13 protein-coding genes are annotated in these 16,629 nt (G+C 62.9%); all 13 read right to left on the bottom strand.

The genetic code is table 11. From position 1 onward, the window contains the following. Positions 1-4: 4 nt before the first annotated feature. The gene (rpsA, locus tag QZ613_RS04395) at positions 5-1,702 is read right to left on the bottom strand and encodes a 30S ribosomal protein S1 (protein ID WP_043565381.1); all 1,698 of its coding nucleotides are present in this window, start codon (positions 1,700-1,702) and stop codon (positions 5-7) included. A 190-nt stretch (positions 1,703-1,892) separates the two neighbouring features. Continuing rightward, a complete protein-coding gene (locus QZ613_RS04390) occupies positions 1,893-3,845 on the bottom strand; it encodes a bifunctional 3-phosphoshikimate 1-carboxyvinyltransferase/cytidylate kinase (RefSeq protein WP_291867909.1) in 1,953 nt (650 codons plus the stop codon). Between the two features lie 2 nt (positions 3,846-3,847). Beyond that, positions 3,848-4,735, bottom strand: coding sequence for a prephenate dehydrogenase/arogenate dehydrogenase family protein (locus tag QZ613_RS04385; protein WP_043565379.1), 888 nt, complete (start codon positions 4,733-4,735; stop codon positions 3,848-3,850). A 25-nt stretch (positions 4,736-4,760) separates the two neighbouring features. Further along, on the bottom strand, positions 4,761-5,849 hold the full coding sequence (hisC, locus tag QZ613_RS04380) for a histidinol-phosphate transaminase (protein WP_043565377.1): 1,089 nt from the start codon (positions 5,847-5,849) through the stop codon (positions 4,761-4,763). A gap of 26 nt (positions 5,850-5,875) precedes the next feature. Then, complete coding sequence (gene pheA, locus QZ613_RS04375) at positions 5,876-6,967, bottom strand: prephenate dehydratase (RefSeq protein ID WP_043565375.1); 1,092 nt, start codon at positions 6,965-6,967, stop codon at positions 5,876-5,878. A gap of 103 nt (positions 6,968-7,070) precedes the next feature. After that, a complete protein-coding gene (gene gyrA, locus QZ613_RS04370; protein WP_291867815.1) occupies positions 7,071-9,686 on the bottom strand; it encodes a DNA gyrase subunit A in 2,616 nt (871 codons plus the stop codon). A 224-nt stretch (positions 9,687-9,910) separates the two neighbouring features. Further along, positions 9,911-10,402: a hypothetical protein gene (locus QZ613_RS04365; protein WP_043565372.1), complete on the bottom strand. Its 492-nt coding sequence runs from the start codon at positions 10,400-10,402 to the stop codon at positions 9,911-9,913. Positions 10,403-10,539: 137 nt separating this feature from the next. Continuing rightward, positions 10,540-11,565 (bottom strand): hypothetical protein, encoded by a 1,026-nt coding sequence (locus tag QZ613_RS04360; RefSeq protein WP_291867810.1) that lies wholly within the window; start codon positions 11,563-11,565, stop codon positions 10,540-10,542. 230 nt (positions 11,566-11,795) lie between these two features. After that, positions 11,796-13,103: an adenylosuccinate synthase gene (locus tag QZ613_RS04355; RefSeq protein WP_291867806.1), complete on the bottom strand. Its 1,308-nt coding sequence runs from the start codon at positions 13,101-13,103 to the stop codon at positions 11,796-11,798. A 5-nt stretch (positions 13,104-13,108) separates the two neighbouring features. Then, complete coding sequence (locus QZ613_RS04350; protein WP_043565366.1) at positions 13,109-14,269, bottom strand: ATP phosphoribosyltransferase regulatory subunit; 1,161 nt, start codon at positions 14,267-14,269, stop codon at positions 13,109-13,111. After that, a complete protein-coding gene (locus QZ613_RS04345; RefSeq protein ID WP_042330770.1) occupies positions 14,266-14,451 on the bottom strand; it encodes a DUF2065 domain-containing protein in 186 nt (61 codons plus the stop codon). The genes QZ613_RS04350 and QZ613_RS04345 overlap by 4 nt, the downstream gene beginning before the upstream one ends. After that, a complete protein-coding gene (hflC, locus tag QZ613_RS04340; RefSeq protein WP_043565364.1) occupies positions 14,448-15,338 on the bottom strand; it encodes a protease modulator HflC in 891 nt (296 codons plus the stop codon). Before hflC ends, QZ613_RS04345 begins: the two co-directional genes overlap by 4 nt. After that, the gene (gene hflK, locus QZ613_RS04335) at positions 15,338-16,615 is read right to left on the bottom strand and encodes an FtsH protease activity modulator HflK (protein WP_043565362.1); all 1,278 of its coding nucleotides are present in this window, start codon (positions 16,613-16,615) and stop codon (positions 15,338-15,340) included. The genes hflC and hflK overlap by 1 nt, the downstream gene beginning before the upstream one ends. Positions 16,616-16,629 lie beyond the last annotated feature (14 nt).

The following is a 16,629-nucleotide window of genomic DNA, read 5'->3' as shown; positions in this document are numbered from 1 at the left end:
AACCCTACTGGGGGTTGTTGAGCTTGGCCTTCAGCAAGGCGCCAAGGTTGGTGGTACCCGAACTGGCACTGCTGTCCGCAGAAAACTTCTGCATCGCCTCGTGCTGCTCGGCCTGATCCTTGGCTTTGATCGACAAGCTGATCGAACGCGTCTTGCGATCCACATTGATGATCATCGCTTCGACGGTGTCACCGTCCTTGTACACCTTGGTCAGATCGTCGATGCGATCGCGTGAAACTTCGGAGGCGCGCAGATAGGCTTCCATGTCGCCGTCGAGCATCACCACCGCGCCCCGTGCGTCAACCGACTTGACGATTCCGCGGACAACGCTGTTCTTCTCGTGGGTGGCGATATAGCTGGTGTAGGGGTCGCCATCGAGCTGCTTGATACCCAGGGAAATCCGCTCCTTGTCGGTATCGATCGCCAGCACCACCGCGTCCACCTCGTCGCCCTTCTTGAAGTTGCGAATCGCTTCGTCACCTGGCTGCGACCACGAGAGGTCGGAGAGGTGAACCAGGCCGTCGATGCCACCGGGCAGACCAATGAACACGCCGAAATCGGTGATCGACTTGATGGCGCCGCGCACGCGGTCACCCTTCTTGTAGTTCATCGAGAAATCGTCCCACGGGTTGGCAGCACACTGCTTCATACCCAGCGAAATACGGCGCCGATCTTCATCGATCTCGAGGATCATCACTTCGACTTCATCACCCAGCTGAACGACCTTGGACGGGTGAACGTTCTTATTGGTCCAGTCCATTTCGGAGACGTGGACCAGCCCTTCGATGCCCTGCTCGATCTCGACGAAGGCTCCGTAATCGGTGAGGTTGGTAACCTTGCCGAAGAGGCGAGTCGTGGCCGGGTAACGGCGGGAAATACCGACCCAGGGATCTTCGCCCAGTTGCTTGAGACCGAGCGAAACGCGGTTCTTTTCCTGGTCGAACTTGAGAATCTTGGCCTGCAATTCGTCGCCCACGGCGAGAACTTCGGAGGGGTGACGCACGCGGCGCCAGGCCAGATCGGTAATGTGCAGCAGGCCGTCGATACCACCGAGGTCGACGAAAGCGCCGTAGTCGGTGATGTTCTTGACCACACCCTTGACGATACTTCCTTCCTTGAGCGCAGCAAGGAGTGCATCGCGCTCTTCTCCGACACTCGCCTCGAGAACGGCACGCCGCGAAACGACGACGTTGTTGCGCTTGCGGTCGAGCTTGATGACTTTGAATTCGTAGGTCTTGCCTTCGTACGGGGTGGTGTCCTTGACTGGACGCATATCGACCAGCGAGCCGGGCAGGAAGGCACGCACGCCGTTGGTCATGACCGTCAGGCCACCCTTGACCTTGCCGGTGATCGTACCGGACACCAGGCTACCGTCGTTCAAGGCCTGTTCAAGCGCGTTCCACGCCGCGACCCGCTTGGCGCGGTCGCGCGACAGCCGCGTTTCGCCAAAACCGTTCTCGAGCTGCTCGATGGCGACCTGCACGAAGTCACCAACGCCGACTTCCAGTTCGCCCTGATCGCTCAGGAATTCTTCGAGGTCAATGTAGCTTTCCGACTTGAGACCGGCATTGACCACGACGAAATTCTGGTCAATACGCACGACTTCGGCCGTGATGACCTCGCCGGGGCGCATCTCCTGACGGCCGAGGCTTTCCTCGAAAAGGTCGGCAAAGCTTTCTTCCATGGTGGGATTGTCTGACATATGAATTGAGTTACCTAACCGCAGAGCTGCGGGGTGAGTTAAAAAACGATCACCAGTTCCGAGCACTCCGCATCGCGCACCAGAGCGGTGAGCACGAACACTGCACTGGCAGACCCTGGAGGGAACGGCCACTGTGCCGACGGAATGACGTGTGGAACTGACAACACCTTTGGCGAACGGCAAAACCGTTTCACCCTCTTTCGGAGACCTTGTTGACCCAGTCCAGCACCTGCGCCACCGCGGTGGCTATGGTCAGGTTTGTCGTGTCGAGCAATTCAGCATCCGCACTTTGCTGCATCGGCGCGACGCACCGTTGGCTATCCCGTTCGTCACGTTCGCGCAGATCCAGCAAGAGGGCTGCAATACTAGCAGCGATTCCTTTTTCGATCAACTGCTTATGGCGCCTCTCGGCGCGTATCTCGACGCTCGCCGTGAGGAAGACCTTGGTCATTGAATCGGGGAATACCACCGCGCCCATATCGCGCCCGTCGGCCACCAGTCCAGGCGGGCGGCGGAAAGCCCGCTGCCGGAAGAGCAGCGCGGCACGTACGGCAGGCAGCGCCGCGACCCGTGACGCGCCGCCCGAGATTTCCTCGCTGCGTATGGCGTCGCCGACATCTTCACCGGAGAGCCTGGTTACCCCGCCTGCGAAGTCGACGTCGAGATTGGCGGCAATCCCCGCCACAGCCGCTTCATCGTCCCAGCCGACGGCGGCCCTGCGGGCAGCCAGTGCAGTAAGGCGATAGAGCGCCCCGGAATCCAGATAATGCCAGCCGAGCGCCGCGGCCACTCGCGAAGCGACTGTCCCCTTGCCGGAAGCCGAAGTGCCATCGATAGCCACCACCGGCACAGGCTGGGTGACTGCGGCGAAACGCGTGAAGTAGTCCGGGAAAGTCTTGCCGACGGCCGCCGGGTCATTGATTCGCAAGGGCGTACCCAGCGCCGCCAGCGAAAAGCACATCGCCATGCGATGGTCGTCGTAGGTATCAATTGCCGCCGGGCGAAGGCCCCGATCTCGGGCCGGCGGCACGATGCGGATGAAGTCGTCGCCGGTTTCGACGCTTGCACCCAGCTTCTGCAACTCGCAGGCCATGGCCGCGATGCGGTCGGTTTCCTTGACCCGCCAGCTGGCGACGTTGCGCAAAATCGTCGGCCCTTCGGCGAACAGCGCGACGGTGGCCAGCGTCATGGCCGCGTCGGGAATGTGATTACAGTCCAGATCTACACCCCGAAGCCTGCCGTCGTCCGCGGCGGCAGCCTCGATCCAGCTATCGCCAACGGTGATTTTAGCCCCCATCCCGGCCAGAGCATCGGCGAAGCGCACATCGCCCTGAAGCGAGTCGCGACCAACGCCCTCGACGCGTAGCGGACCACCGCCCAGCGCTCCCAAGGCAAGAAAATATGACGCTGACGAGGCATCGCCCTCAACTTCCACCACCCCCGGCGAGCGATAAGCGCTACCGGCGGCGACCGTGAAGCGCTGCCAGCCCTCGCGCAGCACCTCGACGCCAAAGCGCGCCATGCTGGCCAGCGTGATATCTACGTAGGGTCGGGAAATCAGCTCGCCAACGACTTCGACCGTCGTCGCCACGCCGCGCAGTGGCAAGGCCATCAGCAAACCGCTGAGAAACTGGCTCGACACGTCACCGCGCACTCTCACCAGATCGACCGGGCACGGCGTCGGTGCCGAGATCAGCAGTGGCGGAAAACCGCCCTGCTCAGCGTAAGTAATCTCGGCCCCGAGCTGGCGCAAGGCATCGACGAGGTCGGCGATCGGTCGTTCGTGCATGCGCGCAACGCCCGAGAGTCGATAATCGCCGCCAGCCAGAGCGAGTACCGCGGTCAACGAACGGAAGGCCGTTCCCGCGTTGCCAAGAAAAAGATCGGCCTGGCGAAGCGGAAAAACGCCGCCGACGCCGCTGACCCGAAAGCCCTTGTCGGCCAGCGCCTCTACCTTGACGCCAAGTTTTCGCAGCGCGTCGATCATTCGTGCGGTATCGTCCGACTGCAGCAGGTCGCGAAGCTCGGTGTCGCCGCTGGCCAGCGCAGCGAGGAGCAAGACGCGATTGGAAATGCTCTTCGAACCGGGCAGGCGCAGCGTGCCCCGGGCAGCGAGCAGCTGCGGCAGATCGATGAAATCCACGTTCACGTCCTTGTTTTGCTCTCCGCCCACTCGCGCCGCGCCGTGCGGGCGACGTCGAAGGTGGCCTCGAGGCTGGCGCCGTCGCCGCGTTGCAGGGCGTCGCGCAGCTCGTCTAGCTGCTCCCGATAACGATCGAGTTCCTCGAGCAGGGCCTTCTGGTTGGCCAGACAGATGTCGCGCCACATTTCGGGATGGCTGGCGGCAATGCGCGTGAAGTCACGAAAACCGCTGGCCGCGTAAGCGAAGAGAAGCTCGCGGTTGTCACGACGCGCCAGATCGTGCACCAACGCAAACGACAGCAGGTGCGGCAGGTGGCTGACGGCCGCGAATACCCGATCGTGTTCGGCCGGAGCAAGCTCCCGGATCTCGCCTCCGCAAGCTTCCCACGCTGAACGTACGCGCGCAATGCTCAGCTCGCTGCTCTCTGCCAAGGGTGTCAGCACCACCTGCTTTCCACGATAGAGATCAGGCCGCGCAGCGAGTGCGCCACTATTCTCGGCGCCGGCGATCGGGTGCGCCGGGACGAATTGTCCGATGCGCTCGCCAAAACAGGCGCGCGCGGCCTCGACCACGTCTTCCTTGGTGCTGCCGGCGTCGGTTACGACGGTCTGCGACCCCAGGCATGGCGCGATGCGCGCCATGACCTCCGGCGTCGTCCCGACCGGGGTGGCGATGAGCACCAGGTCGGCATTCGACACTTCCTGACCGACGTTGAACCCGGCCCGATCGACGATGCCCAGTTCCAGCGCCTGTGTCAGCGAGCCAAGCGTCCGCCCGAAACCGACCACCTCGGCGGCCTGTCCGGCGGCCTTCAGCGCCAGCGCAAAGGAGCCACCAATCAGACCAACGCCAAAGACGACGACCTTGCCCAACGGAGCCGTGTCGCTCATGGCAGGAAAACCACGCCGGGATCACTCACAAGGACACCTCCAAAGCTTCCAGGAAACGGCTGTTTTCGCTCTCGGTGCCGATCGTGACGCGCAGCCAGTCGGGCATCCCGTAAGCCGCAATCGGGCGGACGATCACCCCGTTGCTGAGCAGCTTCTGGTTTACCGCTGCCGCCTCCGGGACGTAGAAAGTCAGGAAATTTCCGTGTGACGGTATATGGCGACAAGCGAGTCGCTTCAGCCCGGCAATGATCTGCTCCATGCCCGCCCGGTTCAGCGCGTAGCTCCTGGCGACGAATTCATGGTCATCGAGCGCCGCCACAGCCGCCGCCAAAGCCAGGTTGTTGCAATTGAACGGCTGGCGAACGCGATTCATCAGGTCGGCAATTTCCGCCGAGCACAGGGCGTAGCCGATGCGCAGACCGGCCAAACCGTAGATCTTCGAGAAAGTGCGCGTAATTACCAGGTTCCCGTGCCTGGCCAGCCAGGCGGTTGTATCAACGCGCTCTGCAGGCGGCAGGTATTCGTTATAGGCTTCGTCGAGGACCACCACGATGTTCGACGGCACCGCTTGCAGAAACGTCTTGAGCTGCGCATAGGGCAGAAAAGTGCCGGTTGGGTTGTTCGGGTTGGCAATCCAGATCAATCGCGTGTTGGGCCTGATCGCCGCCAGCATCGCCTCCAGGTCATGGCCGTAGTCGCTGGCCGCGACGGCAATGGGCTCGCCGCCAGTGGAAATCGTCGCCAGCGGATAGACGGCAAAAGCATACTGAGCGAAGATCGCCGAGCGGCCCGGGGCGAGAAAAACACGAGCGACCAGATCGAGCACGTCATTCGACCCGTTACCGAGAACGATGCGCTCCATTCCCAGACCGCTACGCTCAGCGAGCGCCTGCTTCAAGGCGAAGTCATCCGGGTAGCGCGACAAGCCAGCGATCGCCACGCCCACCGCTGCCTGCGCCTTGGGACTCATACCGAGCGGATTCTCGTTCGACGCCAGCTTGACGATCCTGTCGACAGGCAGGCCCAGGTCCCGGGCCAGCTGGGTTATCGGTTTGCCCGGCTGGTACGGTGAAATCGAGCGAATGTACGGCAATGATTGTTCGTCGAGTGGCATCTGCGTTCCGCGAAAAGTCGATCGGCCTAAGTGGCGGCCATCGGGTACGAGCCGAGAATCTTCAGGTAGGGCGCACGCCGCGCAAGCTCGGCAAGCGCCGTCCTGACCGCCGCGTCGGCACGGTGACCTTCGAGATCGACGAAGAAGACGTAGGCCCACAGGGTATGCCGTGCCGGCCGCGACTCGAGCCGGGTCATCGACACGCCGGCATCGGAGAACGGCGCGAGCAGCTTGCTCAGCGCGCCGGTCTGATTATGCGCCGACATGATCAGCGACGTCCGGTCGCGCCCCGAAGGCCCGGCGTCCTGGCGGCCAAGAACGACGAAACGCGTCGTGTTGTTCGGTTCGTCCTCGACGTTACTCGCCAGCTGCGGCAGAGAGTAGCGCTCGGCAGCAGCCTGGCCGGCGAGCGCCGCCGCGCCCGCTTCGGCGGCCGCCAGCTGCGCCGCCTGCGCATTGCTGCCCACCGAAATGCGCTGCGCCTTCGGCAGCGAGCGATTCAGCCACTCGTGGCACTGCGCCAGCGACTGGGCGTGGGAATACACTTTCTTGACCTCGCCGAGCGAAGCCTCGTTCGACAGCAAATGCTGATGAATGCGCAAGACCACCTCGCCACAGATCTTCAGCGGCGTGGTCAACAACAGGTCGAGCGTGCGCCCGATGGCCCCCTCGGTTGAGTTTTCGATCGGGACCACTGCGTAATCGGCATGGCTGGCCTCGACTTCCCGAAAGACGTCATCAATCGAAATCTGCGGCATCAGACGCGCGGCGTGGCCGAAGTGCTTGGTCGCGGCGCTTTCCGAAAAGGTCCCGAGCGGGCCCAGGAAAGCAATTCCCAGGGGCTGCTCGAGCGACAGGCAGGCGGACATCACCTCGCGGAAGAACCAGGTCACGGTCTCGTTCGACAGCGGCCCCGAGTTCTCTTCCTGAATGCGATGCAAGACCTGCGCTTCACGTTCGGGGCGATAAATGAAACCCGCCTCACCGTGACGCGCCTTGATCTCGCCAACCTGCTGGGCAAAGCGCGCACGCTGATTGAGCAGTCCGAGCAACTGCCCGTCGACGCTATCGATCTGCTGCCGGACAAGCGCGAGTTCGCGCTGCAGGTCGTCGCTCATCACGCCGCCGCGTGCCCAGCCAGCGCCAGCGGCAGCCGCACGACCGACGCGAACTGCCGGGCGAGAGCTCGACACCGGCGATCAGGCACGCGGTCCATGCGTATCACTCCTCTTCTGGATCAGCGGGGGCGTCCTGCTCCCCCGGCGCACTGTTGTGCTCGTCCAGTTCACCAACGTCGGCCTCATCTTCGCTCTCGACCACCTTCTCCAGACCGGCAAGCTTTTCACCGGCGTCAAGCGCGATCAGGGTGACACCCTGCGTTGCCCTGCCGAGTTCACGGATTTCGCGTACTCGGGTGCGGATCAGCACGCCGCCGGTGGTGATCAACATGATTTCGTCGTCGTCGGAGACCAGGCGAGCGGCAACCACCTTGCCGTTGCGTTCGCTGGCGGAAATGGCGATGACGCCTTGCGTACCCCGTCCCGAATGGCGGAAATCGGCCAGCGCGGTGCGTTTTCCGAAGCCGTTCTCGGTCGCCACGAGAACCGTTTGCTGGTCGCTATCGGCGATCAGTAGCGACAGGACCTGCTGCCTGTCCGCCAGCCGCATGCCGCGCACGCCGCGCGCAGTGCGCCCCATCGGCCGCACGTCTTCCTCGTCGAACCACACCGCCTTGCCGGCATCGGAGACAAGAATCACGTCCTGACTGCCATTGGTGACCTCGGCGCCGATCAGGAAATCCTCGTCGTCGAGGGCGACGGCAATGATCCCGTTCTTGCGCGGATTGGAGAAATCGGACAGTGGCGTCTTCTTCACCGTTCCCTGCGACGTGGCCATGAAAATGTAGCGATCGTCGGCAAACTCCTTGATCGGCAGGATGGCACTGATCTTTTCGCCATCCTCGAAGGGGAAGACATTGACCACCGGCTTGCCCCGGCTGGTGCGCGTTCCCTGCGGCACTTCGTAGACCTTCAGCCAATACACCCGGCCGCGGTTGGTGAAGCAGAGAATCGAGTCGTGAGTATTGGCCACGAACAGGCGATCGACAAAATCGTCGGTCTTCATCGCCGCTGCCTGCTTGCCGCGCCCGCCGCGCCGTTGCGCACGATAGTCGGCCAATGGCTGCGACTTGATGTAGCCGGTATGCGAGAGCGTCACCACCATGTCCACCGGGGTGATGAAATCGGCAATGCCGAGGTCCTGCGTGCTGATGACGATCTCCGAGCGCCGCTTGTCACCAAACTGGGCGCGGATCCCGGTCAGCTCTTCGACGATCATCTCGGTGATACGCTCGGGTCGCGCCAGGATATCCATCAGATCGGCAATACGCGCCAGCAGTTCGCCAAAGTCGGCAACGATCTTGTCGCGCTCGAGGCCGGTCAGGCGTTGCAGACGTAGTTCCAGGATCGCCTGCGCCTGCGCCTCCGAAAGCTGGTAACCGCTCTCCGACAGGCCGAATTCGAGCCCCGTTCCGTCCGGCCGGGTCGCGTCGAGCTTGGCGCGGCGGAGCATCTCGGCCACCGTCGGCGACTTCCACGGCCGCGCCATCAGGCCTCGGCGGGCATCGGCCGGCGTCGGCGACGCCTTGATCAGGGCGATGATCTCGTCGACATTGTCGAGGGCCACCGCCAGACCTTCCTGGATGTGTGCCCGCTCGCGCGCCTTGCGCAACTCGAAAACCGTACGCCGGGTGAGAACTTCACGGCGATGCCAGAGGAAGCACTCGAGCATCTGCTTGAGGTTCAATAGCCGCGGCTGACCATCGACCAGCGCCACCATGTTCATGCCAAAGGTGTCCTGCAGCTGGGTCTGCTTGTACAGGCAGTTGAGGACCACCTCGGCGACTTCGCCGCGCTTGAGTTCGATCACCACGCGCATACCCGACTTGTCGGACTCGTCGCGCAGATCGGAAATACCCTCGATGCGCTTGTCGTTGACGAGTTCGCCGATCTTTTCGAGCAAGGTCCGCTTGTTCACCTGGTACGGCAGTTCGTCGATGATGATCGCCTGCCGGTTGCCCTTTTCGAGATCCTCGAAGTGCGTCCGGCCACGCATCACCACCCGCCCGCGCCCGGTGCGATAGCCCTCACAGACACCGGCGATGCCGTAGATGATGCCGGCCGTCGGAAAATCCGGGGCGGGCATGATGGCGATCAGTTCGTCGATCGTCGCCTCTGCGTTCGCCAGCAGGAGCAGACACGCATCCACCACTTCGCCGAGGTTGTGCGGCGGGATGTTCGTCGCCATGCCCACCGCGATACCCGAGGAACCGTTGATCAGCAGATTCGGAATGCGCGCCGGCATGACCAGCGGCTCCTGCTCCGAGCCGTCGTAGTTGGGCCCGAAATCGACCGTTTCCTTGTCGATATCGGCGAGCAGCTCGTGGCCGATTCGCGCCATGCGCACTTCGGTGTAGCGCATCGCCGCGGCGTTGTCGCCGTCTACCGAGCCGAAGTTTCCTTGCCCGTCGACGAGCATGTAGCGCAAGGAAAAATTCTGTGCCATGCGCACAATGGTGTCATAAACCGCGATATCGCCATGCGGATGATACTTACCGATGACGTCACCGACGATCCGTGCCGACTTCTTGTAAGGCTTGTTCCAGTCGTTCGACAACTCGTGCATGGCGAACAGCACACGGCGATGCACCGGCTTCAGACCATCGCGGGCGTCGGGCAGGGCACGCCCGACAATCACGCTCATGGCGTAGTCGAGATACGATCGACGCATCTCGTCTTCGAGACTGATGGGCAGGGTTTCTTTGGCGAAGGCTTCCATCTTTTTTCCGCTGGCAACGTGACTTCCGGAGGAATGTCATCGTCTTGATCAAGCCCGTGATTCTAGCACGCCAGCCCCTTCCCAAGGCTCGGCGAGTGGCTGATTAGCAGAGGTTTTTGCGCAACCCGGCCAGGTCGGGACGAGATACAAGCGGATGGCATCCCGGCGCGGACACGACAGGCGAGCGCGCCGGGAAACCCGGCAGACCAGCGGCGATCGACAATTCAGCGCTTTTCGAGCCTCGCCGCGTTCGCCTGCACCTGCCGAAGCACCGGCGCCACGCCCTGGCTCGCCACGTCGGCAACGCTGCCAAGCAGCCGAAACCAGCCGACCGTGACATTGATCAAGGTCGTGCCCAGTTCCGCCTGCCGCTCGCGGAACTGTTCGGAATTGCGACTGCAGGCCAGCGACAGGCTGTCGCTGGTGCAGGCGAGCATCGACTGCCCGGCGTGCGTCCAGAACTGTTGCATGACAGGAAGCATCGCCGCGGCCATCGCGGTCGCAGATTCCAGAGGCACTTCGACCTTCTCGCGAGCCATCTGGGCCGCCTCGGCCCAGTCTGCCCGTCGGGTGAGCGCGCCCGCGCGCAGCAGGCGACGACTGCGATAACTGATAACCGCGGTACTCGCCGTCATCAGGCGGCTGGTCTGCCGCCCCAGGCGGGTCCACTGGAGAACCGGCGCCAGCAGCTGGTCACGAAGTTCCTCTCGATTCATGCCTGATCCTCCTGGTTGCTTGGCAGATATGCGACGGCATATCCCTGCTCGGCCGATTGTACAGGTCGCCAGCGCGATGAACAGAGAAATCGAAGCGGGCTGCGCGGCCTTCCGCTGCCGACGACGGCGTCCACGCGCTAGAGATAACGCGCGGCGGCGTCGAAATTGATTGTCTGGGAGGGAAGATCTGCGCGCGCGAAGCGCGCCAGCACGAACGCTCGCTGCACCGGCGGCTCACCCGTCAACTCCGCCAGCGAAAAGGCGACATCGGCGACAAGGTCCGCGCTCGCTTCGTCGCACAGCACGTTCATCGTGTTCAGGCGCAAGGTCTTCTGCGCCACGCACAGGCAGCGCTGTGGATGCTCAAGCACCTCCTTCAGGCACTCAAGCTCCATTTCGAGCGCCGTCTGACTATCTCCGACGACCTCCAGCTGGCGCCCGTTTTCCAGTAGCTTCGCCTGCAGCTCGGCTTGCTCGGACACTTCGCCCGGAGCACCACCGAACATTGACCCCAGGCCCGGCCCCTGCCTGCGAAGCAGGCGCAGACGCGCCCGGATCAGTGCGCGATTACCCTCCAACTCCTGCCGCTCGGCCCTGTCCTCGCCGATCTCCGACAAGGCCTGCGCGAGCAGATACTCGAAGGCTTGCACTCCGATCAGGCGGCGCAGTTCGCCCTCGTCCTGCGCACAGACATGCGCGCGATGGTCCGAGAAGCTGACCCTCGTTTGCACCACGTCACGGCGGACGACTTCGCCGTGCAAGGCCACCCCGAAAACGCGCTGCTCGTTGAAGCTCATGCCCAGAAGGACGCAGGCCTCGTCGAGGGCGGGATACTTGTCAAACAGCGTGCGCAGGTTTTCCGAACGCCCGAGAACCGTCGGGATATCCGACGGCGCGACAAAAAACGCCCGCAAGGCGCGATCGGAAGACCAGGTGGCCGACGACACAAGCGTGGCACCGGGCAGTTCCTCGACCATCGCCCGGAGATACCTGATCGTCGTGTCGACCGCTGGCGCCAGGCGCGCATGGCAGGAGGGCAGTACGCTCAGGCGCGGGTTGGTCAGCGTGATCGCTTTCTCCGTAGCCCCGCGAATCATTGCCTCCGATACTCGATCGGTATCGAATTGCGCCGGCCGGTTCATGAACCAGTCGAGAATTCCCATGCCTGCCTCCTGCGGTAGCGAAACCTGGCGGCATGATATCAAGGACGCAAGCGATGTCCAGACGGCGCTGACGAAGCCGACGGCGAGAAAAAGCCAGGCGCTTCGAACGAAGCGCCCTCGCTGCGCCACCGGCCCCTCCCGCAGCCGCTTGAACGCCATCCTGGCGGGCCTTGCAGCGCTTGCGGAGGGCCCCGACGCCGACGCGCGCCGAGCTCAGATCGGAGGCGAAATCAGCCTAGCGGGTGGCGGTGAACGACGGTCTCGCCGCGCTCCGGACCGGTCGACACAATATCGATCGGCACTTCGCACAGTTCCTCGATGCGCGCCAGGTAAGCGCGCGCCGAGGCTGGCAGCGCGGCCATCGTATTCGCACCGACCGTCGACCCCGACCAGCCGGGCAAGGTCTCGAGCACCGGCTCGCACGCCGCAACGTCGTCGGCCCCCATCGGCAGCAGGTCGACGGGCTTTCCGTCGAGCAGATAACCGGTGCAAATCTTCAGCTCGGACAAGCCGTCGAGGACGTCGAGCTTGGTGATGCACAGCCCGGTCACGCCGTTGATCTGGATCGAACGTCTGAGCGCCGCCACGTCGAGCCATCCACAGCGGCGCTTGCGCCCGGTAACAGTGCCGAATTCACGACCCTTCTGCGACATCTGGTAGCCCGGCAGCCCTTCTTTCTCGATATCCAGCTCACTCGGAAACGGACCGCCGCCAACGCGTGTGCAATACGCCTTGGTAATTCCGAGAACGTAATGCAGCATCCCCGGGCCGACGCCGGACCCGGCAGCCGCCTGGCCGGCGACGCAGTTCGACGAGGTCACGAAGGGGTAGGTGCCGTGATCGATGTCGAGCAAGGCACCCTGGGCACCTTCGAAAAGCAGATTGTGGCCGGCTTTGTTGAGCGCATGCAGCGCCGCCGAGACGTCGCTCACCAGAGGCTTGATCACTTCGGCGTCAGCCATTGCCTGCGCCAGAACAGCGTCGAAATCGACGGCCTGGGCGCCCAGATAGTGGGTCAGGACGAAATTGTGGTAGTCCAGGTTCTCGCGCAAGCGCTCGGCGAAGCGTGCCGGATAGAACAGGTCGTAAACGCGCAGCGCGCGGCGTGCCACCTTGTCTTCATAGGCCGGGCCAATACCCTTGCCGGTGGTGCCGATTTTCAGATCCGCACACTTGGCTGCCTCGCGAGCATGATCGAGTGCCGAATGGTAGCCGAGGATGATCGGGCAACCGGGACTGATCTTCAGGCGCGAGCGCACGTCGATATTTCCCGACTCGAGCACTTCCATCTCGCTGATCAGGTGGTGAATGTCGAGCACCACTCCGTTGCCAATGAAGCAGTCGACGCCTTCGCGAACGATTCCCGAGGGTACCAGGTTGAGCTTGAATACCTTCTCGCCGACAACCAGGGTGTGGCCAGCGTTATGCCCTCCCTGGAAGCGAACGACCCCCTTGGCGCGATCAGTCAGCCAGTCGACGATCTTGCCCTTGCCTTCGTCGCCCCATTGCGTGCCCACGACTACGACGTTCTTGGCCATGCTTGTTATCCGTCCCTGTTGATTGCCCTGATTACCCATTGCCCGTCGGCGTCGACCAGTTGCCGGTCGCACAACGGTCCGGCGCCGCCCTGTTCGTCGGGCAGCAGTTCGACGACGACCTCACCCTGCGCCCGCAAAGCCGCGATCGCTTCGGCCAGGGCGCTGCAGTCGGCCACGTAAGGTGCCAACACTGCCCCCTCCGGCTCGCCGCGCGCGCTCGTCAGCCGTGCCAGCTCGCGCAGGTCGAGCGAAAAACCGGTCGCTGGCCGTTCTCGACCAAAGCTCTTGCCGACGCCGTCATAACGGCCGCCGAGCGCGACAGCACTCGGGAAGGCTGCGTGATAGGCGGCGAAGACAACGCCATTGTGATAACGATAGCCACGCAAATCGGCCAGGTCGAACGACAGGGGCAGGTCCGGCAGCGCCGCCTGCAGTTCGCGCAAGGCGTTGAGAGCCGTCGTGATTGGTGGCAGGGCCGGCAAGGCGCGAGCAGCAACGGCAAGCGTCGTGACGTCGCCGTAAAGTTCGGGCAAGGCGAGCAGTGCCGAGCGCCAGGGCTCGTCCATGCTACTGCACCGCTCGCGCAGCCTTGGCACGTCCTTGGCTTGCAGCAACTGCAGCAGAGCCCCCTCGAGTTCTCCATCGAGGCCAGCGGCGTCCACCAGCGCGCGAAACACGCCGACATGACCGAGGTCGATGCGCGCAGCCGGAACGCCAGCGGCGTTCAAGGCATCGGCCATCAAGCGAATCACTTCGCGATCAGCGGCCAGGCCGGCATACCCGAAAACCTCTGCGCCGAGCTGTATCGGTTCGCGACTCGCGGCCAGCGACGCCGGCAGGGTGTGGAGAACGCTGTCGCAATAGCAAAGCCGGGTGACCCCCTGGCGATTGAGCAAATGGGCGTCGATGCGGGCGACCTGCGGCGTCATGTCGGCGCGCACGCCGAGCGTGCGGCCCGACAATTGGTCGACCAGCTTGAACGTGCGCAGCTTCAGATCCTGCCCCGAACCGGTGAGCAGGGAATCGAGATGCTCGAGCAGCGGCGGCAGAACCAGCTCGTAGCCATGGACGCGGAAAAGGTCGAGCAGCGCCCGCCGCAGCCGTTCGATCTGCGCGGCTTCGGACGGCAGCGCGTCGGCGATATGTTCGGGAAGCAGCCAGTTCATCGGAAGACCATCAACAGGACCAGGCCGATCAACATCGACGTCAGGCCAACGAAACGGATTTGCCCGTCCGAACAACGGATCAGGCGACGAAATGTCTCACGCCAGGCGTTTGGCGCCACGAACGGGACCAGTCCTTCAAGCACCAGCATGAGGGCAAGAGCAAGCAACAGATTGTCGGTCATTTGGCGGTGTTGTCGCCGCCTCGGCCGATGCTCTTCATGTACTTGAAGAAATCCGAACTCGGCTCGACGACGATCACGTCGCTCTTGCCGTTGAAGCTGTTGCGATAGGCCTCCAGACTGCGATAGAAGGCATAGAACTCAGGATTCCGCTGAAACGCCTGGGCATAGGTCGCGGCCGCCTTGGCGTCGCCCTCACCCTTCATCTTCTGCGCGTCGCGATACGCTTCGGCAACGATCACCTCGCGTTGCTTGTCGGCGTCGGCGCGAATTTTCTCGGCGTCTGCAGCACCCTGCGAACGCAGCTCATTGGCCACCCGCTTGCGTTCGGCGTCCATCCGCCGATAGACCGATTCGCTGACGTCACTTGGCAGTTCAACGCGCTTGACACGCACGTCGACAATCTGCACACCGATCTTGCGCGCATCGAGATCGGCTTTCTCGCGCATCAACTCCATCAGTTGATCACGCTCACCGGAAACCACATCATGCACGGTTCGCTTGCCGAACTCTTCGCGCAGGCCGGCATTGACCGTTTGCGACAGTCGTGTCTTGGCACGCGATTCGTCACCGGCCACCGAGATGTAGTAAAGCTTTGGGTCGATGATCCGCCACTTGGTGAATGAATCAACCAGGACGTTCGTCTTCTCTGACGTGATGAAGCGCTCGGGTTCGGCAGCGTCCAGGGTGAGAATGCGCTTGTCGAAATAGCGCACGTTCTGGATCAGCGGCCACTTGAAATAGAGACCCGGTTCGTCGATGACATCGCGCACCTCGCCAAGCTGGAAGACGATGGCGTGCTGGCGCTGGTCAACGGTGAAGATCGTCGCGCCGAGAACGACCAGTGCAGTCACCACGACGGCCGCAAGAAAATTCACGCTCGCTCTCATCAACGGGCCTCCCGATCACGCTGGCGCAGGTTTTCGCGCGAACGGCCTTCGCTCATTTGCGGCGGCACCTCGTTGGATATCGGCGGCGACGAACGAGCCACCGCAGCAGGCGTTTCCGGGCTGCTGGCAGCGCCACCAGGCGACGCCGCAACCGCCCCGGCGGCCTGGATCAGCTTGTCGAGCGGCAGATAGAGCAGATTGCCCTGCCCCTTGCTATCGACCAGCACCTTGCTGGTATTCGCATAGACCTCCTGCATGGTGTCCAGGTACATGCGGCTGCGGGTCACTTCGGGCGCCTTGGCGTACTCGGTGTAGATCTGTGTGAAGCGGCTGGCATCACCCTCGGCCCTGGCGATGACGCGCTGCTTGTAACCTTCGGACTCCTCGAACAGGCGTGCCGCCGTTCCGCGCGCTCGCGGAATCACATCATTGGCGTAGGCCTGGCCCTCATTCTTCTGCCGAGCGCGATCCTGCGAAGCCTTGACCGCGTCATCGAACGCCGCCTGAACCTGCTCTGGCGGCTGCGCGTTCTGCATGGTGACCTTCGAAATGAGAATCCCGGTCTTGTAGCGATCAAGGATCTCCTGCATCAGCTGCGAGGCCGTGACCGCCACCTGTTCGCGACCTTCGTAGAGAACAAAGTCCATCTTGTTCTTGCCGACGATCTGGCGAATGGCCGTCTCAGCCACCTGCATCACCGCCTCGTCCGGATTTCTGTTGGCAAAGACGTAGTCAAAGGGGTCCTTGAGTATGTATTGCACGGCAAACTGAATATTGATGATGTTTTCATCATCCGTGAGCATCAGCGCCTCTTTCAGAACCTTGTTCCTCTCGGTGCCGCGATAACCGACTTCGAGCGTGCGCACGCCGGAAAGGTTGACCAGCTCATGCGACTGGATCGGGTACGGCAGACGCCACCTCAGACCCGGATCAGAGCTTTCCTTGTAGCGACCGAACTGGAGCACGAGACCACGTTGCCCGGCGTCGACGATGTAGAAGCCGCTCGCCAACCAGACGATGAGCACCAGGACGAGCAGCATACCGATGCCGCCACCGAGGAATTTTGGACTGAACTGGACCGGTGGGCGATCGCCGCCATCACCGTCGCCACCGCGGTCGCCGCCGCCCCGCTTCTTGTCGAAAATTCCCGACAAACGACGATTGAGGTCGCGCCACAACTGATCGAGGTCCGGCGGCCCCTGATTGGGACGCCGTCCACCACCGCCATCGTTGTTATCGTTGCCGCGATTTCCCCACTGCGGATCATTCAACGACATACGCACTCCAGGGA

Source organism: Candidatus Accumulibacter sp. ACC005 (assembly GCF_907163215.1).
Lineage (GTDB): Bacteria > Pseudomonadota > Gammaproteobacteria > Burkholderiales > Rhodocyclaceae > Accumulibacter > Accumulibacter regalis.
This window is presented reverse-complemented; position numbering and strand designations above follow the sequence as displayed.

What these genes read in the sequence shown, in the direction of transcription:
- rpsA (WP_043565381.1), bottom strand. Translation starts at nt 1,702, where the DNA reads ATGTCAGACAATCCCACCATGGAAGAAAGCTTTGCCGACCTTTTCGAG.
- QZ613_RS04385 (WP_043565379.1), bottom strand. Translation starts at nt 4,735, where the DNA reads ATGAGCGACACGGCTCCGTTGGGCAAGGTCGTCGTCTTTGGCGTTGGT.
- hisC (WP_043565377.1), bottom strand. Translation starts at nt 5,849, where the DNA reads ATGCCACTCGACGAACAATCATTGCCGTACATTCGCTCGATTTCACCG.
- pheA (WP_043565375.1), bottom strand. Translation starts at nt 6,967, where the DNA reads ATGAGCGACGACCTGCAGCGCGAACTCGCGCTTGTCCGGCAGCAGATC.
- gyrA (WP_291867815.1), bottom strand. Translation starts at nt 9,686, where the DNA reads ATGGAAGCCTTCGCCAAAGAAACCCTGCCCATCAGTCTCGAAGACGAG.
- QZ613_RS04365 (WP_043565372.1), bottom strand. Translation starts at nt 10,402, where the DNA reads ATGAATCGAGAGGAACTTCGTGACCAGCTGCTGGCGCCGGTTCTCCAG.
- QZ613_RS04360 (WP_291867810.1), bottom strand. Translation starts at nt 11,565, where the DNA reads ATGGGAATTCTCGACTGGTTCATGAACCGGCCGGCGCAATTCGATACC.
- QZ613_RS04355 (WP_291867806.1), bottom strand. Translation starts at nt 13,103, where the DNA reads ATGGCCAAGAACGTCGTAGTCGTGGGCACGCAATGGGGCGACGAAGGC.
- QZ613_RS04350 (WP_043565366.1), bottom strand. Translation starts at nt 14,269, where the DNA reads ATGAACTGGCTGCTTCCCGAACATATCGCCGACGCGCTGCCGTCCGAA.
- QZ613_RS04345 (WP_042330770.1), bottom strand. Translation starts at nt 14,451, where the DNA reads ATGACCGACAATCTGTTGCTTGCTCTTGCCCTCATGCTGGTGCTTGAA.
- hflC (WP_043565364.1), bottom strand. Translation starts at nt 15,338, where the DNA reads ATGAGAGCGAGCGTGAATTTTCTTGCGGCCGTCGTGGTGACTGCACTG.
- hflK (WP_043565362.1), bottom strand. Translation starts at nt 16,615, where the DNA reads ATGTCGTTGAATGATCCGCAGTGGGGAAATCGCGGCAACGATAACAAC.